This is a genomic window from Streptomyces hokutonensis, assembly GCF_000376565.1.
GTDB classification, from domain to species: Bacteria; Actinomycetota; Actinomycetes; order Streptomycetales; family Streptomycetaceae; genus Streptomyces; species Streptomyces hokutonensis.
In genome coordinates this window covers 15803-42026 of the sequence record NZ_BARG01000008.1, presented here as the reverse complement: position 1 = coordinate 42026, position 26224 = coordinate 15803, and the positions used below count along the sequence as shown (strand labels likewise).

The 26224-nt window shown below is 70.3% G+C and carries 21 protein-coding genes; 15 read left to right on the top strand and 6 right to left on the bottom strand.

Annotated elements, in window-relative coordinates:
- The first annotated feature begins 2 nt into the window (after window positions 1-2).
- The gene (locus tag SSP08S_RS03725) at window positions 3-755 is read left to right on the top strand and encodes a GntR family transcriptional regulator (protein WP_019066233.1); all 753 of its coding nucleotides are present in this window, start codon (window positions 3-5) and stop codon (window positions 753-755) included.
- Between the two features lie 12 nt (window positions 756-767).
- Window positions 768-1931, top strand: a complete 1164-nt coding sequence (locus tag SSP08S_RS03720; protein ID WP_019066232.1) for a type ISP restriction/modification enzyme — start codon at window positions 768-770, stop codon at window positions 1929-1931.
- Here SSP08S_RS03720 and SSP08S_RS03715 read toward each other — a convergent pair.
- Complete coding sequence (locus SSP08S_RS03715) at window positions 1913-2644, bottom strand: TetR/AcrR family transcriptional regulator (RefSeq protein ID WP_019066231.1); 732 nt, start codon at window positions 2642-2644, stop codon at window positions 1913-1915. The genes SSP08S_RS03720 and SSP08S_RS03715 overlap by 19 nt on opposite strands.
- A gap of 63 nt (window positions 2645-2707) precedes the next feature.
- Between SSP08S_RS03715 and SSP08S_RS03710 the strand changes: the two genes are divergently transcribed.
- Genes SSP08S_RS03710 through SSP08S_RS03700 form a run of 3 tightly spaced genes read left to right on the top strand, consistent with a single transcriptional unit; the run spans window position 2708 to window position 5674 of the window.
- Entirely contained in the window at window positions 2708-3652 is a 945-nt protein-coding gene (locus SSP08S_RS03710; RefSeq protein WP_026178154.1) for a daunorubicin resistance protein DrrA family ABC transporter ATP-binding protein, read from the top strand.
- Complete coding sequence (locus SSP08S_RS03705; RefSeq protein ID WP_019066229.1) at window positions 3649-4431, top strand: ABC transporter permease; 783 nt, start codon at window positions 3649-3651, stop codon at window positions 4429-4431. Before SSP08S_RS03710 ends, SSP08S_RS03705 begins: the two co-directional genes overlap by 4 nt.
- Window positions 4432-4465: 34 nt before the next feature.
- Complete coding sequence (locus SSP08S_RS03700; RefSeq protein ID WP_019066228.1) at window positions 4466-5674, top strand: CaiB/BaiF CoA transferase family protein; 1209 nt, start codon at window positions 4466-4468, stop codon at window positions 5672-5674.
- Between the two features lie 42 nt (window positions 5675-5716).
- On the opposite strand, the gene SSP08S_RS03695 is transcribed toward SSP08S_RS03700, so the two are convergent.
- From SSP08S_RS03695 to SSP08S_RS03685, 3 genes are all read right to left on the bottom strand, one after another.
- Window positions 5717-5983, bottom strand: a complete 267-nt coding sequence (locus SSP08S_RS03695) for a hypothetical protein (RefSeq protein ID WP_019066227.1) — start codon at window positions 5981-5983, stop codon at window positions 5717-5719.
- A gap of 126 nt (window positions 5984-6109) precedes the next feature.
- A complete protein-coding gene (locus SSP08S_RS03690; protein WP_019066226.1) occupies window positions 6110-6943 on the bottom strand; it encodes an anti-sigma factor in 834 nt (277 codons plus the stop codon).
- On the bottom strand, window positions 6940-7482 hold the full coding sequence (locus tag SSP08S_RS03685) for a sigma-70 family RNA polymerase sigma factor (protein ID WP_019066225.1): 543 nt from the start codon (window positions 7480-7482) through the stop codon (window positions 6940-6942). The genes SSP08S_RS03690 and SSP08S_RS03685 overlap by 4 nt, the downstream gene beginning before the upstream one ends.
- 253 nt (window positions 7483-7735) lie before the next feature.
- Between SSP08S_RS03685 and SSP08S_RS03680 the strand changes: the two genes are divergently transcribed.
- The 4 genes from SSP08S_RS03680 (at window position 7736) to SSP08S_RS03665 (ending at window position 14891) form a co-directional block, all read left to right on the top strand.
- Window positions 7736-9274 carry a DUF4331 domain-containing protein gene (locus SSP08S_RS03680; RefSeq protein WP_026178153.1) on the top strand — a complete coding sequence of 513 codons (1539 nt, stop codon included), beginning with the start codon at window positions 7736-7738 and terminating at the stop codon, window positions 9272-9274.
- A 122-nt stretch (window positions 9275-9396) separates the two neighbouring features.
- On the top strand, window positions 9397-11535 hold the full coding sequence (locus SSP08S_RS59005) for a tetratricopeptide repeat protein (RefSeq protein ID WP_019066223.1): 2139 nt from the start codon (window positions 9397-9399) through the stop codon (window positions 11533-11535).
- A complete protein-coding gene (locus SSP08S_RS03670; protein WP_019066222.1) occupies window positions 11532-13229 on the top strand; it encodes an urease accessory protein UreH domain-containing protein in 1698 nt (565 codons plus the stop codon). The genes SSP08S_RS59005 and SSP08S_RS03670 overlap by 4 nt, the downstream gene beginning before the upstream one ends.
- 45 nt (window positions 13230-13274) lie before the next feature.
- Window positions 13275-14891: a serine/threonine-protein kinase gene (locus tag SSP08S_RS03665; RefSeq protein ID WP_019066221.1), complete on the top strand. Its 1617-nt coding sequence runs from the start codon at window positions 13275-13277 to the stop codon at window positions 14889-14891.
- A gap of 4 nt (window positions 14892-14895) precedes the next feature.
- Here the strand turns inward: SSP08S_RS03665 and SSP08S_RS03660 are convergent, their stop codons facing one another.
- The gene (locus SSP08S_RS03660; protein ID WP_026178152.1) at window positions 14896-15702 is read right to left on the bottom strand and encodes an SGNH/GDSL hydrolase family protein; all 807 of its coding nucleotides are present in this window, start codon (window positions 15700-15702) and stop codon (window positions 14896-14898) included.
- A 287-nt stretch (window positions 15703-15989) separates the two neighbouring features.
- Here SSP08S_RS03660 and SSP08S_RS03655 point away from each other — a divergent pair, with 287 nt between their 5' ends.
- The 6 genes from SSP08S_RS03655 (at window position 15990) to SSP08S_RS03630 (ending at window position 24598) form a co-directional block, all read left to right on the top strand.
- The gene (locus SSP08S_RS03655) at window positions 15990-17198 is read left to right on the top strand and encodes a S8 family peptidase (protein WP_019066219.1); all 1209 of its coding nucleotides are present in this window, start codon (window positions 15990-15992) and stop codon (window positions 17196-17198) included.
- 273 nt (window positions 17199-17471) lie between these two features.
- Window positions 17472-17798, top strand: coding sequence for a hypothetical protein (locus tag SSP08S_RS03650; protein ID WP_019066218.1), 327 nt, complete (start codon window positions 17472-17474; stop codon window positions 17796-17798).
- Window positions 17799-18165: 367 nt separating this feature from the next.
- On the top strand, window positions 18166-18984 hold the full coding sequence (locus SSP08S_RS03645) for a glycosyltransferase family 2 protein (RefSeq protein ID WP_026178151.1): 819 nt from the start codon (window positions 18166-18168) through the stop codon (window positions 18982-18984).
- Window positions 18981-19982: a glycosyltransferase family 2 protein gene (locus SSP08S_RS03640; RefSeq protein WP_019066216.1), complete on the top strand. Its 1002-nt coding sequence runs from the start codon at window positions 18981-18983 to the stop codon at window positions 19980-19982. Before SSP08S_RS03645 ends, SSP08S_RS03640 begins: the two co-directional genes overlap by 4 nt.
- A complete protein-coding gene (locus SSP08S_RS03635; protein WP_026178150.1) occupies window positions 19975-20775 on the top strand; it encodes a polysaccharide deacetylase family protein in 801 nt (266 codons plus the stop codon). Before SSP08S_RS03640 ends, SSP08S_RS03635 begins: the two co-directional genes overlap by 8 nt.
- Window positions 20768-24598, top strand: a complete 3831-nt coding sequence (locus tag SSP08S_RS03630) for a hypothetical protein (protein WP_019066214.1) — start codon at window positions 20768-20770, stop codon at window positions 24596-24598. The genes SSP08S_RS03635 and SSP08S_RS03630 overlap by 8 nt, the downstream gene beginning before the upstream one ends.
- A gap of 23 nt (window positions 24599-24621) precedes the next feature.
- Here the strand turns inward: SSP08S_RS03630 and SSP08S_RS03625 are convergent, their stop codons facing one another.
- Complete coding sequence (locus tag SSP08S_RS03625; RefSeq protein WP_026178149.1) at window positions 24622-26037, bottom strand: GH39 family glycosyl hydrolase; 1416 nt, start codon at window positions 26035-26037, stop codon at window positions 24622-24624.
- Window positions 26038-26224 lie beyond the last annotated feature (187 nt).

Sequence of the window (26224 nt, the reverse complement as noted above, 5' to 3'; positions counted from 1 at the left end):
CCGTGACCTCCTTCGCCCCGGATTCGATCGTCCTGAACCGCAAGCTGCCGCTCTGGTACCAGGTGTCGCAGTCCCTGCGCGCCTCGATACTCGGCCGCTCGCCCCAGGACCCGCTGCGGCTGCCCACGGAGGAACAGCTCGCGGGGCACTACGGCGTGAGTGTGCTCACGATGCGGCAGGCGCTGAAGGAACTGGAGGACGAGGGCCTGATCACCCGCCACCGCCGCCGGGGCACGTTCATCGAGCCGGATGTCCGACGGGCCACGCCGGTACGGCTGTTGGGCTCGGTCGACGCGATCGTGGCGCAGCAGTCCGGCATGACGACCGAGCTCCTGGAGCACGGTGCGGTGAAGGTTCCGCCCGAACTGGCCGAGCACTTCCCGGACTTGTCGGAGGTGGCGGCGTACCACCGTCTCCGCGGCGACGAGAAGACCGGCGAACCCACGAACCACGCCCGCAACCACATCCGCCCCGAACTGGCCGCCCGCCTCGACCCGGACGACCTGATCCGCTGGCCGATGACCAAGGTGCTGCGGGACGTCGTCGGCGCGGACATCAGCCGCATCACCGACACCGTGGAGGCCCGCCTCGCCGACCCGGAGACCGCCCGCCTCCTCCAGGTCCCGCTCCTCAGCCCGATCCTGCACTACACCGGCATCACCTATGACACACAGGGGAGGGTGCTGGACGTGGCCGTCATCCACTACCGGGGGGACCGTTTCTCCTTCTCGGTGACGCTCGACGTCGCGAACTGAGGTCGTCGTACGATGCCGAGCGTGACGCACGACGACGCTCCGTTGCTCGCGGACCTCATGCCGTGGTCCGTCGCACCGATCCGGCTCGGCCGGGGGTGGCCGACGGCTCCCGACGCGGCAACACTGAGGGCCCGCTGGGACACCCTGATGAAGGCCGAAGTCCCGGACCGGGAAACCCTGTTCGAGCCGACCCGCTCCCGCACCCTGCACTCCGCGGTGACCCAGCTCCCGGGCCAGTCCAGCGGCACGGAGAAACTGGTCCGCGCCACCGGCCCCTGCCCCGAACCGGTCCGTGTCCTGCACGCCCCCTTCGACGAGCAGTGGCTGATCCCCGACCACCGCCTGATCGACGTGGCCCGGCCGGAGTTGTGGCGGGTGGCGGACGAACACCAGGTCTTCGTGGTGGAGACATCCCCGAACACCGCCGGGCCACCTGTTCTCACGTCATCGCTCCTGCCGGTCCTCCGCCCCGGCCGCGTCCGCCCCCTGTACCGCCGACCCGGCGGCGCGGAACCGAACCTGGCACCGGGCCTGCTGGAACACCTCGCCGATCGCCTCGGCCACTCCCCCGCCCCGGCGGACCTCCTCGCCTGGACGGTGGCGACGGTACGCCCCGGTCCGGCCGTACCCCTGACGGCGGACGCCGAACTCTGGGCACGCGGAGTCGAGTTGGGCCATCGCATCCTCTGGCTGACGCGCCGCAACGGCGACCGCCCCAAACTCCCCGGCGGCCGACGCCCCTACGTCCGCGCCCCGCTGCCTCCCCTCCCCCTGACCCTCCACTACGACCGCGACGAGGAGACCCTCCACCTCGACGAGGGCCGCATCTCCCCGGTCCCGCCCGAGTCCTGGGACTTCGAGGTCAGCGGGGTACGCGTCCTGGAGGAGTGGTTCACGTCCCGCACGTCGGAGACCGCCACCCCGGGCACCCTGGCCGCGATCCGCCCGGCGGCATGGCAGCAGACCTGGACGTCGGAACTGCTGGAGCTGATCACGGTGTTGGCGTTGCTGACGGAACTGCGGCCGCGGCAGGAGGAGTTGACGGTGACGGACCCCGTCACCTCCGCCGAGCTGCGCAAGGCGGGCATCCTCCCGGCACCGGAGTGGTCTCGCCACCCGGCATCGGTTCTGGACCACCACGAGGAGGGCCCGGAGGGTCAGTTCGCGCTGCTCTGACCCCGTTCGGGATCGAAGGCGTCCAGGACCTTCCGCAACGCCATGTCGAACACCGCGTCCAGGTCGATGGGCCCCGGGTCCTCCGTGAACGCCGCCGCCATCCGCGGATACGCCCCGCCGGCGATCTGACTCCCGAGATACGCGATCCGCACCGCGTTCTCCTGCTCCTCGGACCACGGCAACGACCGAGACCGCTCAGCAGTAGCCAACTCATTGCTCACGTACATCGTCACAACCCCATTGAGCAGCCCCACGAGTTGCATCTTCGTGCCGTACGTCGCCTCGACCGGATCAAGACAGGCGAGGCAGTGCTCCAGATACTTCAGCGCGTTCGGGCTGAAGCCGTACACCGGTGACATCAGCCGCGGCAGCCAGGGATGCCGGTGCATCAGCGTCCGCGTCTGATGGGCGACCCGGACCATGTCCGCCCGCCAGTCCCCCGACGGCTCCCACTCCTCGTGCTCCCCGCTGACCGCGTCGACCATCAGCTCGTACAGATCCTCCTTGCGGGGAACGTAGTTGTAGAGCGACATCGTGCCGCACCCCAACTCGGCCGCGACATGCCGCATGGACACGGCGTCCAGCCCCCCGCCGTCGGCGATCCGCACCGCCGCCGCCGCGATGTCCGCGCGGCTGTACGCGGGCCTGGGCCCGCGCCCCGCCCGCTCGGGACGCGCCCAGATCACTTCGGGTACGGCCGCTCGGTCCGCCATTGATCATCACCTCGGCCACCATCCTAGTTACGTACACCGTACGTAGTGCGCTATGGTCGACCCATGACTACTACGTACGCTGTACTTAGTGAAGGTCTGGAGAAGCGCTTCGGCACCGTGCACGCCGTGCGCGGGCTGGACCTGGCGGTGGCGCGGGGCACGGTCTGCGGGGTGCTCGGGCCCAACGGCGCGGGCAAGACCACGGCTGTCCGGCTGCTCACCACCCTGCTGCGGCCCGACGCGGGCTCCGCGCGGATCGCCGGGCACGATCTGGTCCGGGAGGCTTCGGCCGTACGGCGCCGGATCGGTGTGACCGGGCAGTACGCGTCGGTCGACGGCGACCTCACCGGCCGGCAGAACCTGCGGCTGTTCGCGCGGCTGCACCGGGTGCGGGGGCCGGCCGAGCGGGCCGGTGAGCTGCTGGACCGCTTCGGTCTGACCGAGGCCGCCGACCGGCCCGCGTCCACCTACTCCGGCGGGATGCGCCGCCGCCTCGACCTGGCGGCGAGTCTCATACGCCGCCCCGACGTGCTGTTCCTGGACGAACCGACGACCGGCCTCGACCCGGCCAGCCGGAATCAAATCTGGGACGCCGTAAGGGACTTGAAGAGGGAGGGTACGACCGTGCTGCTGACCACGCAGTACCTGGAGGAGGCCGACCAACTGGCCGACGACATCGCCCTGGTGGACCGGGGGCGGGTCGCGCACAGCGGGTCGCCGTCCCAACTCAAGGCGCTCATCGGCACGTACGCCGAGGTCGTCGTCGCGCACCCGGACGCGCTGGCGAAGGCGGCCGGTGTCCTCGACCGACTCACGGGCGCCGAGCCGTCGTTCGACCACGAGCGGAACGCCGTCGGCGCGGTCACCGGCGATCCGACTCTCACCCTGCCCCGGCTGGTCCGCGAACTCGACGCGGCGGGCGTGCCGTTGCTCGACGCGAGCATGCGGCCGCCGACCCTCGACGACGTGTTCCTCCGCCTGACGGACCGTAAGGAGCAAGCGGCATGAGCGCGTTGGCGTACGACGGCACCGCGATGCTCGGCCGGCAGTTGCGGCGGGTGCGGAACAATCCGGCGCTGGCGATCCTCACCCAGACCATGCCGATCACGATGCTGCTGTTCTTCGGGTACGTCTTCGGCAGCGCGCTGGCGATGCCGGGCGACGCCTACCGCTCCTACCTGGTGCCGGGGTTGCTGGTCGCGACCGCCGCGAACGGCATCATGACCGGCATGTTCCAGGCCGCCCAGGACTCGCACCGGGGTGTGACGGACCGCTTCCGCACCCTGCCGATGAGCAGGGCGGCCGTACCGCTCGGGCAGGCGAGTGCCGATCTGGTCGTCACGGCGGTCGGGACCGTGCCGTTCCTGCTGGTCGGTCTCGCGGTGGGGTGGCGGGTCGAGGGGTCGGTGGCCCAAGCCGCCGCCGCTGTGGGCCTGTTGCTGCTGTTCCGGTTCGCCTGCGCCTGGGTCGGCATCCTGCTCGGGCTGGCCTCGCGCAGCGAGGAGGCGGCCGGTCAGCTGGGCAGCGCGACCTTCATGCTGCCGCTGCTGTCCAACGCGTACATCCCGACGGACCGGCTGCCGGGCTGGCTGCGCACCCTGGCCGAGTGGAACCCGATCAGCGCGGTGACCACGGCCCTGCGACATCTGTTCGGCAACTCGCCCGTGCCCGAGGGCGCCGCCTGGCCGGTGGCCCATCCGCTCGCCGGGTCGCTGGCGTGGTGCGCGGCGCTGATCGCCGTGTTCGCGCCGCTCGCGGTACGGCGGTACGCGCGCGGCGAGGGGTGAACTCCCCGCATGACAAAGGTGCCGGGCGCGGGACATGATCCCCGGCATGGAGCCCATGCCGCTGCCCCTTGAGGGCGTCACCGTCGTCGCCGTCGAACAGGCCGTCGCCGCCCCCTTCGCCACCCGTCAGCTCGCCGATCTGGGCGCCCGGGTGATCAAGGTCGAGCGGGTCGACGGCGGTGACTTCGCGCGCGGCTACGACACCGCGGCCGGCGGTCTGGCCTCGCACTTCGTGTGGTGCAACCGGGGCAAGGAGTCGATCGCGCTGGATCTGAAGGACCAGCGCGGTCTTGACGTCGTACGGCGGCTGGTCGCGGACGCGGACGTGTTCGTGCAGAACCTCGCGCACGGGGCGGCGGCCCGGCTCGGGCTGGACGCGGCGACGCTGTGTGCGGCGTATCCCCGGCTGGTCGCGGTGGACATCTCGGGGTACGGGGCGTCGGGGCCGTACGCGGACAAGCGGGCCTACGACATGCTCGTGCAGTGCGAGGCGGGGCTGGTGTCGGTGACCGGGACGCCGGAGCGGCCGGTGAAGGCGGGGATCCCGGTGGCCGACATCGCGGCGGGGATGTACGCGTTCTCGGGTGTGCTCGCGGCGCTGGTGCGGCGCGGCACCACCGGGCGGGGCGGGCCCGTCGAGGTCTCGATGCTGGACGCGGTGGTGGAGTGGATGGGGCATCCGCTGCATCACGCGATGCACGGCGGAACTCCCCCGGCGCGCACGGGTCTTGCGCACGCCGTCATCGCGCCGTACGACGTCTATCCCACGGCGGACGGCGGACAGGTGCTGCTCGCGGTGCAGAACGACCGGGAGTGGCGGCGGCTGGCCGAACAGGTCGTCCAAAGACCGGAGTTGGGGACCGATCCGGACTTCGCGACCAACGCGGAGCGGGTGGTGAACCGGGAGCGCACGGACGCCCTCGTCGGTGCGGTGCTGGGTGGGCTGGCCACCGACGAGGCCGTACTGCGGCTGGAGCGCGCGGGTGTGGCCTGCGCGCGCCTCAGGAACGTACAAGAGGTGGCGGAGCACCCGCAGTTGGCGGCCCGGGAGCGGTGGCGGGAAGTGGGTTCGCCGGTCGGGCCGTTGCGGGCGCTGCTGCCGCCGATCACCTTGCCGGGCGGAGGCGAGGCGCGGATGGGTGACGTGCCCGCGCTCGGGGAGCACACCGTGGCGCTGCTGCGTGCCGTGGGGATGGCGGACCAAGAGATCGCAGCACTGCGCCGGGACGGTGTGGCGTCCTGAGCGCGGGCCCCCGGGAACTCCCCGGGGACGCCGAGGACTTGCTCAGCGCCCGCCGAACAGCGAACGGCGCAGCCTGCGCAGCGGTGCGAAGAGCGAGACCCTGCTCACTCGCGCGCCCCTGGCGCTGCGTTCCTGCGTGGTGTCGCGCGAGGTGAGCTCGCGCATCAGCGAGGTCGCCTCTGCCGTCTCGCGCTGCGGGACGACAGGGCCGCCCAGCACCGAGAGATGGCGGTCGAGGCGCGAACTCGTCGCGCTGCTCCCGCACGTGATCGCAGGGACCCTTGCCCTGCTGCGCACTATCTGTTCCATGTCACTCCCCACCCGTACGAGTCCACCCGGCCCGGGCAGGGTAACCCTATCGCCCCAACCGGGCACTCGTGTATCGAGGTCTCAGGATTCACCTTCCCCGTAAGGGCGTTGACGACCCCTCCTTGATTACTCTCCGAATCCAACCGATTTCAGGGCGAGTTGGACAACTGGCTGCGTTGTGGGCTGTGGTGAGCCCCCGTCGGGCTCGACGGTCACTGCGAGTGATGTTGCTGATTTGTCGAGTCCGGTGGTGACCAAGGGCGTGTCGTCCTTGAAGAGCCCGAGGGAGCGCGGTTGCACATTGGGGCGCATCAGCCACAGTTGACGCACGCGCCCGCTCGGCGGTGCGCCGTATCCGCTCAGGGTGACGACCGCGCGCCCCTCCGACGCGGAGGCGATCACGCCGATGCTCCGGCCCGCGGTGTCCGCGCCGGTGGTCGCACGGGCGTCGGGAGCCGCGAGAACGTGTGCGATCTCACGCGACTGCGCCTGCGCTGCGTCCAGCTTGTCCTGTGTCCTGTTCGCCTGCACGGCGAACAGCGAGGCGACGACGAGGGCCGCGGCGGCCGTGGCGGTGGCGAACGGCACGAAGAACGGCCGCCGTTGGGGCACGCGGGCGCGTGACGCCTGCGGCTCCGCGCCCCACACATGAGCCGGCAGCCGGGGCGTGTACTCCCGCGTCTCCCGCCCGCGCTCGCGCAGCGGCCCGGGCTCCTGCGGGGTGTTGCGGATCGCGGACAGCACCCGGTCGCGCATCGCGGGCGGCGGCTGGGCGGCCATGGACCTGGCGAGGCGGGCCGCGCCCTCGGTCAGGCCGCGCACCTCGAAGGCACACCGCTCGCACTTCTTGAGGTGCTTCTCGAACTGGGCGCGCTCGCCGGGTTCGAGGGCGTCGAGGGCGTAGGGGGCGGCGAGCGAGTGGAGATCGCCCCGGCGGAAGAGTCGGGCGAGGACGCTCATGCGGCACCTCCCAGGCAGTCGCGCAGCCGGGTGAGTCCGTCACGCATACGGGTCTTGACCGTGCCCAGCGGCAGCGAGAGCCGCTCGGCCACTTCACGGTACGTATAGCCGTCGTAATAGGCGAGGGTCACGGACTGCCGTTGCAGGGCGGTGAGCCGGTCCAGGCAGCGGCGCACCAACTGGCGCTCCAGGCCCGCCTCGACCTCCTCGGTCACCTGGTCGAAGGCCGGGTTGTGGGAGCGGCGGGCCTCGCGCTGCTCGCGGTCGACGGCCGCGCGGGCGCTGCGCACGCGGTCCACGGCCCGGCGGTGGGCGAGGGTGAGGACCCAGGACAGGGCACTGCCGCGGCCGGGATCGAAGCGGGCGGCGGACCGCCACAGTTCGAGCAGCACCTCCTGGGACACCTCCTCGGACTGCGCGGGGTCGCGCACCACCCGGCGCACCAGTCCGAACACGGGCCCGGACACCAGTCCGTAGAGCTCCTCGAAGGCCCGCTGATCCCCTCCGGCGACCTGCACCAGGAGTTCGTCCGCCCCCACCCGTCCCCCTCTCGTCGACCGCACGCGGCCCCTCCTCCTCGACCGCACGCGGTCAGTCACTTCGCATCCCGTCACACGAGGCATTCGCAGCGGATGCCTCCAAGGATGGGTTACGGATCAGCGGACTTGAAACGCGGGTCACGGGCGGCCGGATTGGAGTCCGCCAAAAAAACTTTTCAGGTTCGACCAATCCGGCCCGGCACCAGCTCCGAATCCCCGAGCGTCAGGCAAGTTGGCAACGAGGACGGACGGCATGACACCTATCTCCAGGAGCGGTGCGGGACGCAAGAAGCTTGCGGCCCTCGTATGTGGCGCACTGGCCGCCGGGGGGCTCGCTGCCGCGGGCACGGCCGCGCTGGAACCGGGAGTGGCCTCGGCCTCCTCCCACCGGGAGGCTCCCCTCATCTCGGGGACCCCCCAGTACGACAACACGGACCTGTACGCGTTCGTCAGCCCGGACAAGCCGGACACCACGACGATCGTGGCGAACTGGATACCGTTCGAGGAGCCCGCCGGCGGCCCGAACTTCTACCAGTTCGCGGACGACGCCCAGTACGACATCCACGTCGACAACAACGGTGACGCGCTGGACGACTTCATCTTCCGCTACACCTTCAACACCCAGATCAAGAACAAGAAGACGTTCCTGTACAACACGGGCGCGGTCACCAGCCTGACCGACCCCGACCTCAACGTCACGCAGTCCTACGACGTCGAGCTGATCAAGCTCAAGAAGGGCAAGGCGGTCTACAAGACCAAGATCGCCGACGACATCCCGGCGGCGCCCTCGGACGTCGGCGACGCGTCGATGCCCGACTACGCCAAGCTGCGTTCGCAGGCGATCTACAAGACGGCGAACGGCGGCGCGACCTTCGCCGGTCAGGCCGACGACCCGTTCTTCGCCGACCTCCGCGTCTTCGACCTGCTCTACGGCGGCAACCTCAGCGAGGTCGGCAACGACACGCTCAAGGGCTACAACGTCAACACGATCGCCCTCCAGGTGCCCAACGACCTGATCCGCCAGTCGAAGAACCACCCGACCGTCGGCATCTACTCGACGACCCAGCGCAAGAACGCCAAGGGCTACTACACGCAGGTCTCGCGCCTGGGCAACCCGCTGGTCAACGAGGTCGTCAACCCGCAGAAGGACAAGGACAAGTTCAACGCGTCCGAGCCCAAGGACGACGCGCAGTTCCTGAAGAACGTGACCAACCCGGAACTGCCGAAGCTGATCGAGTCGATCTACAAGATCAAGGCGCCGAAGGAGCCGCGCAACGACCTCGTCAGCGTGTTCCTCACGGGCGTCAAGGACCTCAACACCCTTCAGCCGTACACCAAGCCGTCGGAGATGCTGCGCCTCAACACGTCGATCCCGCCGACCGCGCACCCCAAGCGGCTCGGTGTGCTGGACGGCGACAACGCGGGCTTCCCGAACGGGCGTCGGCTCACCGACGACGTGATCGACGAGGCGCTCCAGGTCATGGAGGGTGAACTCGTCGGTTCCAAGAACGACTTGGGCGACGCGGTCGACAAGAACGACAAGGGCTTCGAGAAGTACTTCCCCTACGTCGCCGAGCCGACCTCGGGTTCGCGCGGTCCGCTCGCCAAGGGCACGAGCAGCGGCAGTGACGTCAAGAACCAGCTGGGCGACGCGCTCCAGCCGGCCGGCTCGTCCTCCAGCAACAACATGATGCTGATCACCGCGTCGGCGGCCTCGGGTGTGGCCGGCGTCCTGCTGATCGGCGCGGGTGTCGCGTGGTGGCGCCGCCGGATGACCCACCGCCCGTACTAAATCCCACTGACTGGCGCGGCCCGCACAGCTTCTTCCCCCACGGTGCGGGCCGCGCCACCCCTGCGTGACAACACCTCTCGGCAATACGGCAGTTGAACCACCCCAGGCGATGGAGGAACGGCATGGCCCCGCGCGAGCACGACAACAAGCCGACGGAGGGCGAGCCCGGCAAGACGCCGGTGGCGGCGGAGCGGGAACGCGAGTGGGAACGCGTGTGGGCGGAGGACGAGACCGACGCCGAGGCCGGGACCGACCCTGAGCACGAGGCCAACTCCCAGGCAGCCGAGGTCAGTTCCGATGCCGATGCCGACTCCGGCGAAGCCGAGGTCCGTTGCGAAGTCGATGCCGAGGCCGACTCCGGCGAAGCCGAGGCCAGTTCCGAAGCCAAGGCCAACTCCGGGCAGGTCAAGCCCAGTTCCGAAGCCAAGGCCGACTCCGAGGGCGACGCGACCAGTTCCGACGCCAAGGCCAACTCCGGGCAGGTAAAGGCCAGTTCCGAAGCCAAGGCCGACTCCGAAGGCAACGCGACCAGTTCCAACGCCAGGGCCAACTCCGGGCAGGTCAAGGCCAGTTCCGAAGTCGAGGCCGACGACGAAGGCTACGAGGCCAGTTCCGAAGCCGGGGCCGACTCCAAAGTCGGGGCCGGCGCCGAGGCCACGACCGCCCCTGAAGCCGAGGCCGACCCCGAGATCGAGCCCGAGGCCGAGATCGAGCCCATAGCAGGACCGACCGAAGCCGCAGCCTCATCGCCTGGGCACGACTACCCCCACCCCCATCCCCACCCGCACCCTCACTCCCACGATCACGACCACGCTCACGCGCACGACCACGACCACGACCACGACCACGACGATCACGCCCCCCACCTCGGCACCCCGGATGACGTGGTCGCCGATGAACGCGTCGCCGCCGTACGCCGGTTGGGCGCCGCGGGCCGTCGCTGGCGGGTCGTTCAGCTCGCCGGTTGCGCCGCTCTGTTGGCCGTGGCGATGACCGCCGGGGCGATCGCGATCGGCGCGGCGAAGGACAGCGGTGCCACCGGAGTCACGAACGTCTCCAGCGCCGTGTCGCCGGACCTGCTGGCCAGCGGGAGCCTGGACGCGAGCATCGCCGCGCTACAGGCCCATCTCCGGGGCCAGCCCAAGGACTTCGACGGGTGGGCGACGCTCGGACTGGCCTATGTGGAGCAGGCCAGGACCAAGGGCGACCCCTCCCGGTACCCGCAGGCGCAGGCCGCCTTCACGCGGTCGCTGAAGATCTCGCCGGACAACGAGAACGCCCTGGAGGGACGGGCCGCGCTCGCCGCCGCCCGGCACGAGTTCGCGGAGGCCCTCACCTACGCGGACAAGGTCCTCAAGGAGAACCCGTACAGCGAGCGCGCACTGTGCTCCCGTATCGACGCGCTCGTCGAACTCGGCCGCTACGACGAGGCGTCGAAGGCCGCCGACCTGGCCGACGCCCGCAAGCCCGGCGTCCCGGTGTTCACCCGCTACGCCTACGTCCACGAGCTGCGCGGCGACGTCAAGACGGCCCGCACCGTGCTGGAGCAGGCGCTCGCCGCCGCCACCTCACCGGGCGACATCTCGTACGTGGCCGGCACGCTCGGTCAACTCGCCTGGAACCAGGGCGACTACAAGACCGCGCTGGACTACTACGGCCGCGCGCTCGCCGCCGACGAGAACTACCTCCCCGCCCTGGAGGGCCGCGCCCGCGCCCAGGCCGCCCTGGGTGACCACGCCGACGCCATCAAGGGCCTGGAGCTGGTCGTCTCCCGCTACCCGCTGCCCCAACCCCTCGTGGAACTCGGCGAGTTGTACGAGAGCCGGGGCGCCGCGGGCGACAAGGCGAAGGCCGACGACCAGTACGCCCTCGTCGACGCCTGGATCGCCCTGGCCCGCGCCAACGGCGTCAACGCCGACCTCGACACCGCGCTCGCCGCCGCCGACCACGGCGACATCAAGTCGGCCCTGAAGGCCGCCCGCGCCGAGTGGGCCCGCCGGCACACCGTGCACACGGCGGACGCCCTGGCCTGGGCCCTGCACGTCAACGGCCGCGACGCAGAGGCTCTTCAGTACGCCCGTCAGGCCACGGCCACCGGCTACCACAACGCCTCGTTCATCTACCACCTCGGCATGATCGAGCTCGCGACCGGCCACAAGGCGGACGGCCGCGCCCACCTCGCCAAGGCCCTGAAGCTCAACCCGGGCTTCTCGCCGCTGGGTGCGAGCAAGGCCCGCAAGGCGCTGGAGGCGACCAAGTGAGGCCCGTCCGCCGCCTGTTGGCGTCCACCGCGGCGGTCCTCACGGCCGCCGGCGCACTCCTGCTCGTCCCCACGGCGACAGCGAGCGCGCACCCGCTGGGCAACTTCACGGTCAACCGCTACGACGGTCTCGTCGTCGCCCCGGGCGTCCTGCGCGTCACGCACATCGAGGACCTCGCGGAGATCCCGGCGACCCAGGCCAAGCCGGACATCAAGCGGCTCGGCATGACCGAGTGGGCCCGGGAGCGGTGCGACAAGGCCGCCGAGGGCAGCAAGGTCACCGTCGACGGACGTTCGGTCGCGCTCACGCCCGGCACCAGCACCGCACGGCTGCGGCCCGGGCAGGCAGGGCTCAACACCCTGCGGCTGGAGTGCAGTTCGACGGCGCCGCTCCCCAAGGGCAGCACGGTCGCCCTGGGCTTCCACAGCGCGGGCCTGACCACCGGGCCCGGCTGGCGGGAGATCACCGCGCGCGCCGACCGGATGACGCTCACCGGCACGGACGTACCGAAGAAGTCGGTTTCGCACGAACTGACCAGCTATCCCAAGGACTTGCTCTCCTCACCGGCCGACATCACGAAGGCGTCGCTGCGCGCGCGTCCCGGCGGCCCGGCCCTCACCGACGACGACCAGTCGCAGGCGGACTCGACCGCGTCCAACATCCTGCCGCGCGGCGTGGACCGTTGGACGGAGGCCTTGACCAACATGGTCGCCCGCCACCACCTCAGTGTCGGCTTCGCGGCCCTGTCCCTGCTCATCGCGATCGCCCTGGGCGCGATGCACGCGCTCGCCCCCGGTCACGGCAAGACGCTGATGGCGGCCACGGCGGCGGCCCGGGGCGGTCGCGCCCGTCTCAAGGACGTGCTCCCGCTCGCCGCCTCGGTCACGGTCACCCACACCCTCGGCGTGATCGCCCTGGGCCTGCTGGTCACGGCCGGATCGGCAGCGACGCCCTCGGTGATCGCCTGGCTGGGCATCGCGAGCGGCGTCCTGGTCCTCTTCGCGGGCGGCAACCTCCTCCGCCGCGCCTGGCGCAACCGCCCACGCCCACAGGCCACTTCACACGAGCACCCGCACCCCCATCCCCACGGTCACGATCACAGTCACGAGACCGCCAAGTCCCCCCAGCGCTCGCTGGTCCTCGCGTCCGCGCACACCGAAGCCGGTGCCACGCACACGCTCACCGAGGCCCACCCGCACCCCCACAGCCACGACGACGACCATTCCCACGGTCACGATCACGGCCACGAACACCCCCACCCCCATGAGCACGACCACGGCCACACGCACGACCACGACCACGCCGTGGAACACACGCACGGCGGCTTCACGCACACCCATTCCACCGCTCCCACCCTGCGCGGCACGATCCTGCTCGGCTTCGCCGGCGGGCTGGTGCCGAGCCCGTCCGCCGTGGTCGTCCTCGTGGGGGCCGCGGCGCTCGGCCAGGCCTGGTTCGGGCTGCTGCTGGTCGTCGCGTACGGCGTCGGGCTCGCCCTCACCCTCACGGCCGCCGGATTCGCGGTCGTCAAGCTGGGTACAGGGATGAACCGGGTGCTGGACCGGCGCCCCCGCTGGACCACCAGCCCCATGGCAGTCCTGGTCCGCCGGACCCTGCCGTTGGCATCGGCGTTCGTCGTCGTGGCCCTTGGGGTGGGTTTGGTGCTCAAGGGGGCGGCATCCGCACTCGGCTGAGCTACGTTTGTGGAGGATTGGCCCGGATGCGAATGGGGAGCGCCCATGCCCGAAGAACCGGGCACTGAACGTGTGATCGCGGGCCGCTACCGGCTCCTGTCCCCCCTCGGTGAGGGCGGTATGGGAACGGTGTGGCGGGCCCGCGACGAGGTGTTGCAGCGCGAGGTCGCCGTCAAGGAGGTGCGCGCGCCGGCCGGACTGGCCTCCGGTGACGTGGAGCGGATGTACGCCCGGCTGGAGCGCGAGGCGTGGGCGGCGGCCCGGGTCGCCAACCGCAATGTGGTGACGGTGTACGACGTGGCAATGGAGGACGGCCGCCCCTGGATCGTCATGGAGCTGGTGCGGGGCGTGTCCCTGGCCGATCTCCTGGACGCCGAGGGCCCGTTGACACCGCAGCGGGCCGCGCACATCGGTGCCGAGGTGCTCGCCGCGCTGCGGGCCGCGCACGACGCCGGGGTGCTGCACCGCGATGTGAAACCGGCCAATGTGCTGATGTCGAACGACGGCCGGGTGGTGCTGACGGACTTCGGTATCGCGATGGTCGAGGGCAGTTCGGCGCTCACCATGACCGGTGAGGTCATCGGTTCGCCCGAATTCCTCGCTCCGGAGCGGGCGTTGGGCCGTACGCCCGGGCCCGAGTCCGATCTGTGGGCGCTGGGTGTGCTGTTGTACGCGGCGGTCGAGGGCAGTTCGCCGTTCCGCCAGAACACCCCGCTGAGCACGCTGCGCGCGATCGTCGACGAGGAGTTGCCGACGCCGCACCGGGCGGGACCGCTCACCCCGGTGATCGAAGGGCTGCTGCGCAAGGATCCGGCCGAGCGGCTGACGGCCGAACAGGCGGAGCGGGACCTGCGGTTGGTCGCGGCGGGCGGTACTCCTCGCGCGGCCACCGCGCCCACGACGCCGTACACGCCGACGATGGCGGGCTCCCCGCAGGACGCCTACGGGCAGCAGGACTCACGGACACCCCCGCAGGGCTTCGGGCCGCCGCCCACCTCCTACTCGACGCCGACGGCGGCGGACGAACCGCACGGCAACCGGCGGGCGGCCGTCGTGATCGTCGCGGGTGTGATCGCGCTGGCCCTGGCGATCGGTGGACTGACGTACGCGCTGCTGAACCGGGACAACGGGAACGACGCCAACGCGGGCAAGGGCACCAGCACCCCCAAGAGCCAGCCCTCGGACGGGACTTCGCCCAGCGCGAGCAGCGAGACCACGGCCGCCAGCGAGACGCCGAGTCCGAGCGCGAGCAAGTCCTCGTCGGCGCCGCAGTCGGTGCAGGTGTCCGTGGCGGGCGCCAACACCGACTACTCCGGGAGCTGTCCGCCGTCGAACACGAACGCGCCGACCTTCACGGCGAGTTTCACGGTGGGGAAGCTGCCCGCGGAGGTGTCCTACCGGTGGGTGCTGAAGAGCGGTTCGGTCTCGGACCCCGGCTGGAAGACGCTCTCGTTCCCGGCGGGCGGCGGGAAGACCAAGCAGGACCGGGTGTTCCTGACGACGTACTCGAACAGCGGGACGTTCAGGAACGAGATCAGTGTCGAGGTCCGCACGCCCGTGAAGACGACGTCCAACTCCGTTCCGTTCTCGGTGACTTGCCTGACGGAGACCCCGTCGGACGGGGCCTCCGCGTCGGACTCCGCGTCACCTTCTGACGGGTGAGCCGTCAGGCGGCACTGGTGAACACGGGCAGGTAGCCGCCGGACTGGCCGGCCGCGGTCGGGTGGTACGACTCGGTGATGCTCAGCAGGTTGAGGCTGTGCAGCCAGGAGCTGCCTGAGCAGATCTCGTGGCCGGTGAACGTGGTGCGTACGTCGCCGAAGGTGAAGCCGTGGTCGGCGGCGCGCTTGGCGAGGGCGGCGTCGAGGTAGTCGGCCGCGCCGTTGATGGCGCTGCGCTTGGTCGCGGAGAGGCCGAGGCAGGTGGTGCCGAGCTTGTAGAAGCGCGGGTAGCCGAGCACGACCACGTGCGCGGCGGGGGCCTTGGCGCTGATCGCCGAGTAGACCTTGTCGAGTTGGGCGGGGAGCGTCGAGTCGACGTACGCCTTCGCGGTGGCGATCCGGGTCAGGCAGGAGCTGTCGGACTGCAGGACACAGGTCGTCATGACGTCGGCGAAGCCGGCGTCATTGCCTCCGATGGAGATCGAGACGAGGGACGTGGCCGAGGTGAGCGGGCCGAGTTGACTCGCCAGAACATCACCCGTTCGGGCGCCGGAGCAAGCGGTGAAGTCGAACGTCGAGGGTGAGTGGGCGGCCGCCCAGAGGTAGGGGTAGGCCTTGGTGCTGCGATCGCAGGAGCCGCTTGAGCTGAGGTAGCTGCCCGCGCCGACGCCCGAGGAGTAGGAGTCGCCGAGGGCCACATAGCCGCCGGTGGCGGCGAGTTGGGACGCCTGCGCCGTCATCGCCCCGGTGAGGGCGAGTCCGGCGGCGAGGAGGAGCGAGGTCACGTATGCCGTAAATCGGGAACGTCTCATGGAACCTCCCTTAGCAGGATCTCTGCCACAACTGTCGTACCAACCAGGCGCATTGCCGGGAAGTGTCCATGCCAATGAAGAGGCCGCCGGGGTCATTGATTGCGTGTTCATGACAGCTCTGTGACAGGCCGTCAACTCCCTTGAACCACACCGGTACATGACCCACGCTTTACTCAGCCTTGGTGCGGAACGCAACGCTCCATGGTTGTGCGCGCGACGGCGTGCGCACCCCCACACAGTCGCGCGCCGACCCGGGCGCGCGCCGCCTGGAGGAGGACTCCCTCGTAATGGCACTCCTGCGTAGCAAGAAGCTCCGGCTCGCCGCGATGACCGGCGCCGCCACCGCCGCCCTCGTCGGCGGGCTCACCGCACTCCCCGCCCAGGCCGCCCCGGCCACGGGCACCGTCCTGGCCGCCGGCTCCCCCACAGCCGTCGACGGCAGCTACATCGTCACCCTCAAGAAGAGCGCCGGCCTCAAGGCGTCCTCGGCCGCGGGCAAGGGCCTGGTCAAGGAGTACGGCGGCACGGTCACGAAGACGTTCGGCACCGTACTGAACGGCTACACGGCCAGCCTCTCCGCGACCGAGGCCGCGAGACTCGCCGCCGACCCGGCCGTCGCCGCGGTGGAGCAGAACCAGCGCGTCCACCTGACCGACACCACGCAGTCCAGCGCGCCCTGGGGCCTGGACCGCATCGACCAGGCCGCGCTGCCGCTCTCGGGGACGTACACCTACCCGGACAGCGCGGGCAGCGGGGTGACCGTGTACGTCATCGACACCGGCGTGCGGATCACCCACACCCAGATCAGCGGCCGTGCCTCCTACGGCTACGACGCGGTCGACGGCGACACCACCGCCTCCGACGGCAACGGCCACGGCACCCATGTGGCCACGACCATCGCGGGCTCGACGTACGGCGTCGCCAAGAAGGCGAACATCGTGGCGGTCCGGGTGCTCGACAACAGCGGCTCGGGTACGACGGCCGGTGTGATCGCGGGCATCGACTGGGTGACCTCGAACCACACCACGCCGGCGGTCGCCAACATGTCGCTCGGCGGCGGCGCTTCGACCACGCTCGACACCGCGGTCGCCAACTCCATATCCAGCGGCGTGACTTACGCCATCGCGGCGGGCAACAGCAGCGCCAACGCCTCCTCGTACTCGCCCGCCCGGGTCGCCACCGCGATCACGGTCGGCGCGACCACCAGCACGGACGCCAAGGCCAGTTACTCCAACTACGGTTCGGTGCTGGACATCTTCGCGCCCGGCTCGTCGATCCTGGCGGGCTACAACACGAGTGACACCGCCACCGCGACCCTGTCCGGCACCTCGATGGCGACCCCGCACGTGGCGGGCGCAGCCGCCGTCTATCTCGCGGGCCACACCTCGTCCACTCCGGCCCAGGTCGCCACGGCCCTGGTGAACGGCGCCACCTCGAATGTCGTGACCAGCGCGGGCACCGGTTCGCCGAACAAGCTGCTGAAGATCGTGCCGTAAGGCCCGACCGCCCCAGCCGCATCAGTGTTCCCCGGAGGCAGCAGGCGCCTCCGGGGAACATCTATTCGGAGATGCACGAGAACCGGTGCAAGCGCCTTCCGCACCTTGACGTGCCCCGTCGGGCTGCGCCACATTGAAACCCGGCATCCGGCGCGCTGGGGGGCAAAGTCGCCAATGCAGACCTTAGGTATCAAGAGAACATCCACCGCCGACACCGAGCGGGCGCGACCAGGACCGGGGAGGGACCTGTCGGCGCTTTTCGCCGGTGCGGCCGTGACCATCGGGGTGGTCGGCGCGTTTCTCGCGCTCACCGGCTCCGGATCACCGCTGCGCGGACCGTTCGCGCTGTTCTTCCTTTTCTCCGCGCCGGCCTCGGCAATTGCGGCGGCGCTGCGCGGACTTGATCCCTACGGCCGTGTTCTCGCGTCGGTCGCGGGCGCGGTGGTCGTCGACATGCTGGTCGCCCAGGGAATGCTGGCCGTGCACCGGTGGTCGATCGACGGGGGAATCGTCGCGGTGGCGGTGATCAGTGGCCTGACAGCACTATCGGTATTCGTGCGGCATATGCGCCGCCGTACAACGGCTGACAAAGGAGTGTAACGGTCAAACCAACAAAAACGTGAGGCCCCGTTTCAGGCCTTGCCATACGGGTTCAATCATCAATACCGTCGTAATCTCACCCGCACTGGTCCATCATCGAGCGGCTCTAGGGGAGGGCTCAAGGACCGCGATGAACCGGCGCGGGGCGCGGTAGGGGGGTGCCGTGCTCGGTGACCGTACGTGTGACCGAGTCGTGCCGCGCGGCCGGCTTTCACGCCTTTCGGGGGTCGACCAGCTTTGCCAGCTCACCACGCGCGCACGGAGATCCATTTGTCCGTGGCGCCTGTGAGAACCCCCCTTTCGAACCGGAGCACAGAGCCGGGCCGCCCAGGGGCGGGCGGTCCGCCGGACGAGAGGGACCAGACTCGTGAGTTCTGTTCTGCGCCCAGCGACATCGGGCCAAGATCCATTAATGTCGGCCAAATACCGGCCGATCTCCTCTCACCTGGCGATCACACCGCCGGTGAGCGTGGTGATTCCCGCCATGAATGAGGCGGAGAATCTCCCCTACGTCTTCAAGACACTGCCCGCGTGGATACACGAAGTGGTTCTTGTGGACGGCAATTCCACCGACAACACCGTGGAAGTGGCCCGCGAACTGTGGCCCGGGGTGAAGGTCGTCGAACAGCAGGGAAAGGGCAAGGGGGATGCCCTGATCACCGGGTTCGAGGCGTGCAGCGGCGACATCATCGTGATGGTCGACGCGGACGGCTCGGCCGACGGCCACGAGATCGTCAGCTATGTCTCCGCCCTCGTCTCGGGCGCGGACTTCGCCAAGGGCTCCCGCTTCGCCAACGGCGGCGGCACGGACGACATGACGTTCATCCGCAAGCTCGGCAACTGGGCGCTGTGCACGATCGTCAACCGCAAGTTCGGCGCCCGCTACACCGATCTCTGCTACGGATACAACGCATTCTGGCGGCACTGCCTCGACAAGATCGACCTCGACTGCACCGGCTTCGAGATCGAGACCCTCATCAACATCCGGGTGGTCAAGGCCGGCCTCAAGGTGCAGGAGATCCCCAGCCACGAGTACCTCCGTATCCACGGCACGAGCAATCTGCGCGCCGTGCGGGACGGGATCCGGGTGCTCAAGGTGATCCTCAAGGAGCGCTCCAACCGGCGTGCGCTGCGCAGCCGTTCGCACGCGAGGGTGATCGACTCGGTCCGGGGAGAGGTGTCTTGAGCAGTCCCGACATCTCTGTCGTGATCTGCGTCTACACCGAGGACCGCTGGGAGGACATCCTCGCGGCGGTCTCCTCGGTGCGGGCGCAGTCACGGCCCGCGCTGGAGACGTTGCTGGTCGTCGACCACAACCCGGCTCTCCTGGACCGACTCACCAGGGAGTACAAGGACTTCGAGGAGAGCGGCGAGGTCCGCGTGCTGGCGAACGCGGGCCCGCGCGGGCTGTCCGCGGGCCGCAACACCGGCATCGCCGTCTCGCGCGGCGAGGTCGTCGCCTTCCTCGACGACGACGCCGTGGCCGAGCGGGAGTGGCTGCGGCACTTCGCCGAGGCGTACGCCGACCCGAAGGTGATGGCCGTAGGCGGCCGTACGATGCCGATCTGGGCGTCGGGCCGCCGACCGGCCTGGTTCCCCGAGGAGTTCGACTGGGTGGTGGGCTGCACGTACAAGGGCCTGCCGCCGGGCCTGGTCCGGGTGCGCAACGTCCTCGGCGGCAACGCCTCGTTCCGGCGTACGGCGTTCGACGCGGCGGGGGGTTTCGCGACCGGCATCGGGCGGGACGGCGACAAGCGTCCGCTGGGCTGCGAGGAGACGGAGTTGTGCATCCGGCTCACGCGGGCCAGACCGGACGCGGTGCTGCTGATCGACGACCGGGCGGTGATCCACCACCGGGTGCCCGAGGCGCGCGAGCACTTCGGGTACTTCCGTACCCGCGCCTACGCCGAGGGCCTGTCCAAGGCGCTGGTGGCCCGAAGTGTCGGCGCCGGCAAGGGACTTGAGTCGGAGCGCCGCTACACGACCCGGGTCCTGCCAGCCGGGGTGGCGCGCGGCCTGCGGGACTTCGTGTTCGCCCGGCCGGGCGGCGCGGGCCGGGCGGGCGCGATCGTCGCCGGGGTGTTCACGGCGGCGGGCGGGTATGTCGTCGGGAGCGTGCGGGCACGACGGGGCGGGGCCACGTTCGAGGTGGCCGGGATCGAGCGGGGGGACACCCATGAGTGACACACCGGTGCCGATCCTCATGTACCACTCGATCGCCGCCGCCCCGAACGACGCCACCCGCGCCCTGTCCGTCGCGCCGGAGGCGTTCGCCGAACAGATGGCCCTGCTCGGCGACTTGCACTTCACGCCGATCAACACCGCCGATCTGGCGGCCAGTTGGCGTTCGGGCAAACCACTGCCGGAGCGCCCGGTCCTGATCACCTTCGACGACGGCTACGAGGGCGTGCACCGCCACGCGCTGCCCGCACTCGCCCAACACGGCTTCGCGTCCACCCTGTTCGTCTCCACCGGCTGGATCCGGGGCTCGTACGACACCGGGGGCGGCCTCGACACCATGCTCGACTGGGACCAGGTGCGCCGACTCGCCGACGCCGACGTCGAGATCGGCGGCCACAGCCACACCCACCCGCAGCTCGACCAGCTCGACGACGAGACCCTGCGCGCGGAGCTGGTCCGCTGCAAGGAGATCGTCGCCGACGAACTCGGCACGGTACCCGTCTCGTTCGCCTATCCGTACGGCTACTCCAGCCGCCGGGTGCGCGTCGCGGTACGGGAGACGGGGTTCGCGCAGGCGCTCGCCGTCGGCAACGACCTCGCCCGCCGCCGCCAGGGGCCGTACGCCCTGCGACGGGTGACTGTGCGCCGCAGTACGGGTGTCGAGGAGTTCGAGCGGCTCGTCGAGGGCCGTGCGATCGCCCGCAACTTCGCCAGGGACCGGGCCCTCACGCAGGGGTACGCCATGGTCCGCAGAGCCCGACAGGTCCGCCGGAAGGCCAGCCGTTCCCGTGTCTGACACGACGACCACCACCCAGGACGCAGTGCCCGAGACCCAAGCGCCCCCGCAGTCGGGGCGCCGTCTGCGCCTGCCGGGGAGGCGCAAGTCCCCCGGCGGCAGCCCGCTGTTCCGCAACGCCTACGCCCTGATGCTGAACACCGGGATCTCCGCGGTGCTCGGCCTGGGCTACTGGTTGATCGCGGCCCACTACTACTCGGCCTCCGCCGTCGGACAGGGTTCGGCGGCGATCGCCGCGATGAAGCTGCTCGCCGGACTCACCGCGGTGACCCTGACGGGCGCCCTGGCCCGCTTCATCCCGGTCGCCGGACGCGCCACCGGACGCCTCATCTTCCGTACGTACGCGGGCAGTTCGCTGGTCGTCGCGCTCGGCGCCGGGATCTTCCTGCTGACCCTGAGCGACTGGGGACCCTCGTACCGCTTCCTGCACGGGCCGCTCCCCGCGCTCGGCTTCGTCGTCGCCGTCGTCGCCTGGAACCTGCTCACGCTCCAGGACGGCGTGCTGACCGGGCTGCGCAGCGCGCCCTGGGTGCCGGTGGGCAACACCGTGTTCTCGGCGGTGAAGCTGGGGCTGCTGGTCGGGCTCGCGTCGATCTTCACCATGAGCGGTGTCTTCGTGTCGTGGGTCGCCGCGATCGCGTTCTCCGTGGTGCCGCTCGGCTGGCTGGTGTTCCGGCGGCTGGTGCCCCGGCACATCAAGGCGACCGAGGAGCACGCGAAGCCGCCGACGCTGCGGGAGATCGGACGCTTCCTCGCCGGGGACTACACCGGCTCGCTGTTCTCGCTCGCCGTGGTCTATCTCGTGCCGGTGATCATCGCCTCGCAGGTCAGCTCCGAGGACAACGCGTACTTCTACATCACCACGACGATAGGCGGCACGGTCAACCTGCTCGCCATCAACATGGGCGCCTCGCTGACCGTCGAGGGCTCCCACGACCCGGCGCGCATCGCCGCCAACACCCGGGCCGCGCTCAAGCGCATGGCCCGCATCATGCTGCCGATCTGCGGGCTGCTGTTCATCGGGGCGCCGTACATCCTGGGCGTGTTCGGCGCGGGGTACGCGGACGCGGCGACCCCGCTGCTGCGCTGGTTCGCGGTGGGCGCGCTGCTGCGGGTCGTCATGGAGACGTACTTCGCGGTGCTGCGCGCGCAGAGCCGGACCAGTGGACTCGCCTGGCTGCAGGGCCTGTTGTGCGTCCTGGTGCTCGGTCTGACGCTGCTGCTGCTCCCCCGCATGGGCCTGACCGGCGCGGGCGTCGCCGAGATCTCCAGCCTCGCGGTGATCGTGACGATCGCCGCGCCCAAACTCTTCAGGACGCTCAGGGCCGCGCCCGTGGAACTGCCCGCGGACGCGGCACCGGACGGCGACCTCGCCGACCTGGGGGCCCGCGAGGTCCCGGCCGCCACGCGCCGTCGCGGCCCGGCCTGGGCGCTCGACTCCGACACCCTCGCGCTCGGCATCCACGTGGACTTCGACCACCTGGAACGCCGGCCCGACGTACGCCCGGGTCCCGGCACCCCGCCCGCCGGCACGCCCATCGTGTCCGGCGAGCAGCGGCCGACCTGGGCGCTCGGCATCAAGCGGTCCGAGGTCGTGGGACTGCCGGTGGAGGAACGCGAACCCGGCTCGGAGTCCTCGGTGAGCCCGGTCGCGGAACCCGAGGTGGACGCCCCCTTCGAACCCGCCAACGGCTCCGACCGGCTGGTCGTATCGGAGGCGGCACTGGTGGCGGCGGAAGCACGGGAGACGGAGTCCCGGGAAGCCGAAGTGCCGCCGCCCGCACGGCCGTTGTCCCTGCGCGAGCGCCTGGTGCCCACCCGACCCGGTGTCGTCATCGGCTGTCTGCTGGTCGCCGCGCTGCTCCTGTACTGGGTGCCCGCGCTGCGGCTCGGCGAGTCCGACCTCGACCGCATGGGCGGGCTCGGCCTGATCTCGGTACTGCCGCTGCCCACGCTGGCCGGGGCCGCGCTGCTGGTCACGGTCTTCGCCGCGCTGCTGTGGCTGGGCCGCGAGCACAAGGTGCTGCTGCTGATCACGCTGCTCGCGACCGTGGTCTCGCTGCACGCGCTGCCCGCGGTGATCGAGCCCGAGCCGCGCTTCCCGACGGCCTGGCAGCACCTCGGGTTCATCGACTACATCGACCGCACCGGGTCCGCCGTACCCGACCTCGACGCCCGCTGGAGCTGGCCGGGCTTCTTCGCCGCGGCGGCGTTCATCGGCAGGGCGTGCGGGATCACCGACTGGACCGAGGTCATCCGCTGGTGGCCCACCGCCATCCAACTCGCCTATCTGGCCCCGCTGTTCCTCCTGGTCCGCTCGCTGCGGGCGAGCTGGCGGGCGAAGTGGACCGGCGTCTGGATCTTCGTGCTCAGCGGCTGGGTCGGCCAGGACTACTTCTCCCCGCAGGGCTTCACCTTCCTGCTCTATCTGGCCTTCGTGGCGATCCTCCTGGTCTGGTTCCGGGCGCCCGGGGTCCTGTGGACGAAGATGCGCCCCGGCGAGGCCGAGGTCGAACCCACCGACCGGCGCCAACAGGCCGTCCTGCTCCTGGTGTTGATCGGCCTGTTCGCGGCGAGCGTCCCGGCCCACCAGCTCACCCCGTTCGTGATGCTGGGCGTCCTCACGGTCCTCGTCCTGATCGGCCGCTCCGAACTGCGCGGCCTGCCCATCCTGTTCGCGGTGCTGGTCGCGGTATGGATCGGCTTCATGGCCGAGCCGTACTGGTCCGGGCACTTCAACGACCTCTTCGGCGGGGTCGGCGGCGTCGGCAGCAACGTCTCGACGTCCGTCTCCGGCCGTATCCAAGGCGGCAGTTCGACCCACAAGCTGGTCCTCTACACCCGCGTCCTGCTGGCCGGCGGCGTCATGGCCTTCGCCTGCTGGGGCTGGTGGCGCCGCCGCGACCACAAGTACCGCGAACGCTCCCTCCTCGTCCTCACCTTCGTCCCGTTCCTGGGCTTCGGCATGCAGTCCTACGGCGGCGAAATGGCGCTGCGCGTCTTCATGTTCGCGGTGCCGGGCGCGGCCCTGCTCGCGGGCCTCGCCCTCTTCCCGCGCACCGGCGTCACCGCCAAGGAGCGCGAGAAGGACCGCATGAGCCTCGCCCCGCTGGCCGCGCTGGTCGCGGGCCTGGTGCTCATGGGCGGCTTCCTGGTGGCCCGTTGGGGCAACGAGGGCTTCGAGCGGGTGCGGCCCGGCGAGGTCGCCGCCATGAACTACGTGTACGCCCACGACAAGCCGACCGTACGGCTGCTGTGGCTGAGCAACGACACGGTCAACGACGTGACTCCGGCGATGCCGTGGGGCGCGAAGGACATGGAGCGGGTCAACTACGTTCCCACGCTGGCCCCTTCGGACCCGGTGCTGGTGTCCGGCCTCGTCAAGGCGCTCAAGGACGCGGGCCCGAACTCGTATCTGATGCTCAACAAGAGCCAGGTCGTCTCGCTCCAGCTGGACGCGGGCTACTCGGCGACCTGGGAGTCCCGGCTCATCCAGAACCTGGACAACCGCCAGGAGTTGAAGAAGGTCCTCGTCAACGACGACGTGACCATGTACGCGCTGCGCAAGCAGCCGGCCGGCGCGGTCCCCAAGCCCGACCCCGGGCCGATCGGACCGCAGATCACCTGGACCCCGTGGTCGGTGGTGGGCGCGCTCGCCGCCCTCGCGCTGATCCTGATGCTGACGGCCCGCGAGATCGTCCGGGTCGCGGTGCGGCCGAGCGTGCGTCAACTGCGGTGGCTGCAGAGCAGTTTCTGGTTCTCGCTGCCCCTGCTGGCGGTGCTGCTGGCCTCGCTGGTGCAGCGGTTCCTGACGATGAAGTAGCAGGTCTTACGGGGTCAAGTGGCTCATCGCGTCAGCCACTTGACCCCGTAGGCCGCCAGGTCGAAGTCCTGACCGTCGACCTTCGCGCTGATCTGCCGGTCCAGGGTGTTCACGACCAGGACCGTCTTGTCGGTGGCGAGCACCTTCACGTTGGGCACGTCGTCCGCCGCGATCGACACGGTCTCGAACTTCGTGCCGGGCCCGAAGGCCGCGTCGAAGCGGGAGACCAGGTCGTACATCGGCAGCTGCTTCCCGCCGTCGGAGCTGTCGGTCGGCGTCCACAGACAGCCCGCGCAGTTCGCGCCCTTCTCGGTCTCCGGGTTCCAGTAGAAGCCGGAGGTGGCGCCGCCCTTGGCCATGGCGATCATGCCGGCGGCCTGGACGGCGACGCGGTGGGTCTCGGACCAGCCCTTGCGGTCGTCGTTGCCGTCGGCGGGCTCGACGTAGTACTCGGCCCACCACAGCGGCAGGTCGTGCGTCTGCTGCCGTACCCACTCGCTCACGGCGGTGAGTTTGTCGGTGGCGGCGAACTCGTTGGGCAGCAGCTCGTCGTCGTTGGTGTAGCTGGAGCCGTCCACGACCACGAAGTCGGCGCCGGCCTTGTTCTTGTTCCAGTAGTCGAAGGCGTCGATGATCCGCTGGTCCATCGCGCCCCAACTGCCCTTGAAGGTGCCGGAGGCGTTCGCGTCGCGCGGGTCGACGCTGTCCATCACCAGATAGGGACCGCCGACCATGATCTTCGGGTTGACCTTCTTCAGCGCCTTGTAGACCAGGTTGTAGAGCTGGGTGTAACCCTCGTAGTCCCAGCGCTGCTTGGCGTTGTTCCAGAAACCCTTGAACTCGTTCCACACGATGAAGTGGGTGACGTCCGGGTACCGCTTGGCGACGGTCGCGGCGAGCGCGGCGAAGTCCGCGTAGTGGTCCGGCTGCGGGGCCGTCTCCAGCGACGCCTGACTCCAATCGGTGTTGTCGACGCCCGACTTGCCGCCCTTCATCCAGTCCGGCGAGCAGCACAGCGTGATCACCGGGGTACCGCCCGACTTGCGGACGAAGTCGATCCGGCGATCGAGGGCGCCGAAGTCGTAACGCCCCTTCACCGGCTCGGGGTTGTCGGCGCCCCAGCCCATGATGGCCTGGTCCTGCGGGAGTTGGGACTTCTCAAGCAGCCCCTCGACGCGCTCGGTCGCGGTGTCGCTGCCCTCGTCGGCGCTGTACTGGGTGTGGGTGAAGCCCCAGCCGACCTCCGGCCGGTCCTCGTCGGGCGGGCTCGCCGGGGTGCCGTGCACCTTGTCGCCGTCGCGCGAGGTGCCCGCGGTGCTTCCGCCGCCGGGAAGCGTGTTGATCAGGGTCACGATCAGAGCCAGTGCGGCCACACCCACGCCGAGCAGCGCGGTGAGCCGCCACCGTCGTGCCCCCGAATTCCACCCATGACGTCCCATCAAGGGCAACAGTAACGTCGGTGCCCCATGCTGGGGCAGGGCTCCACATGCACAGGCTTGTAACAGGACCGAGGGGATACACCGCCGACACGGAGCGGACACATCGGATGCACCGGACGCAGGCGACACTCGGGGGCGCACTGCGGAAAGCGGGTGCACACGGCCTCCCCGTGCCGGATCATGGCCC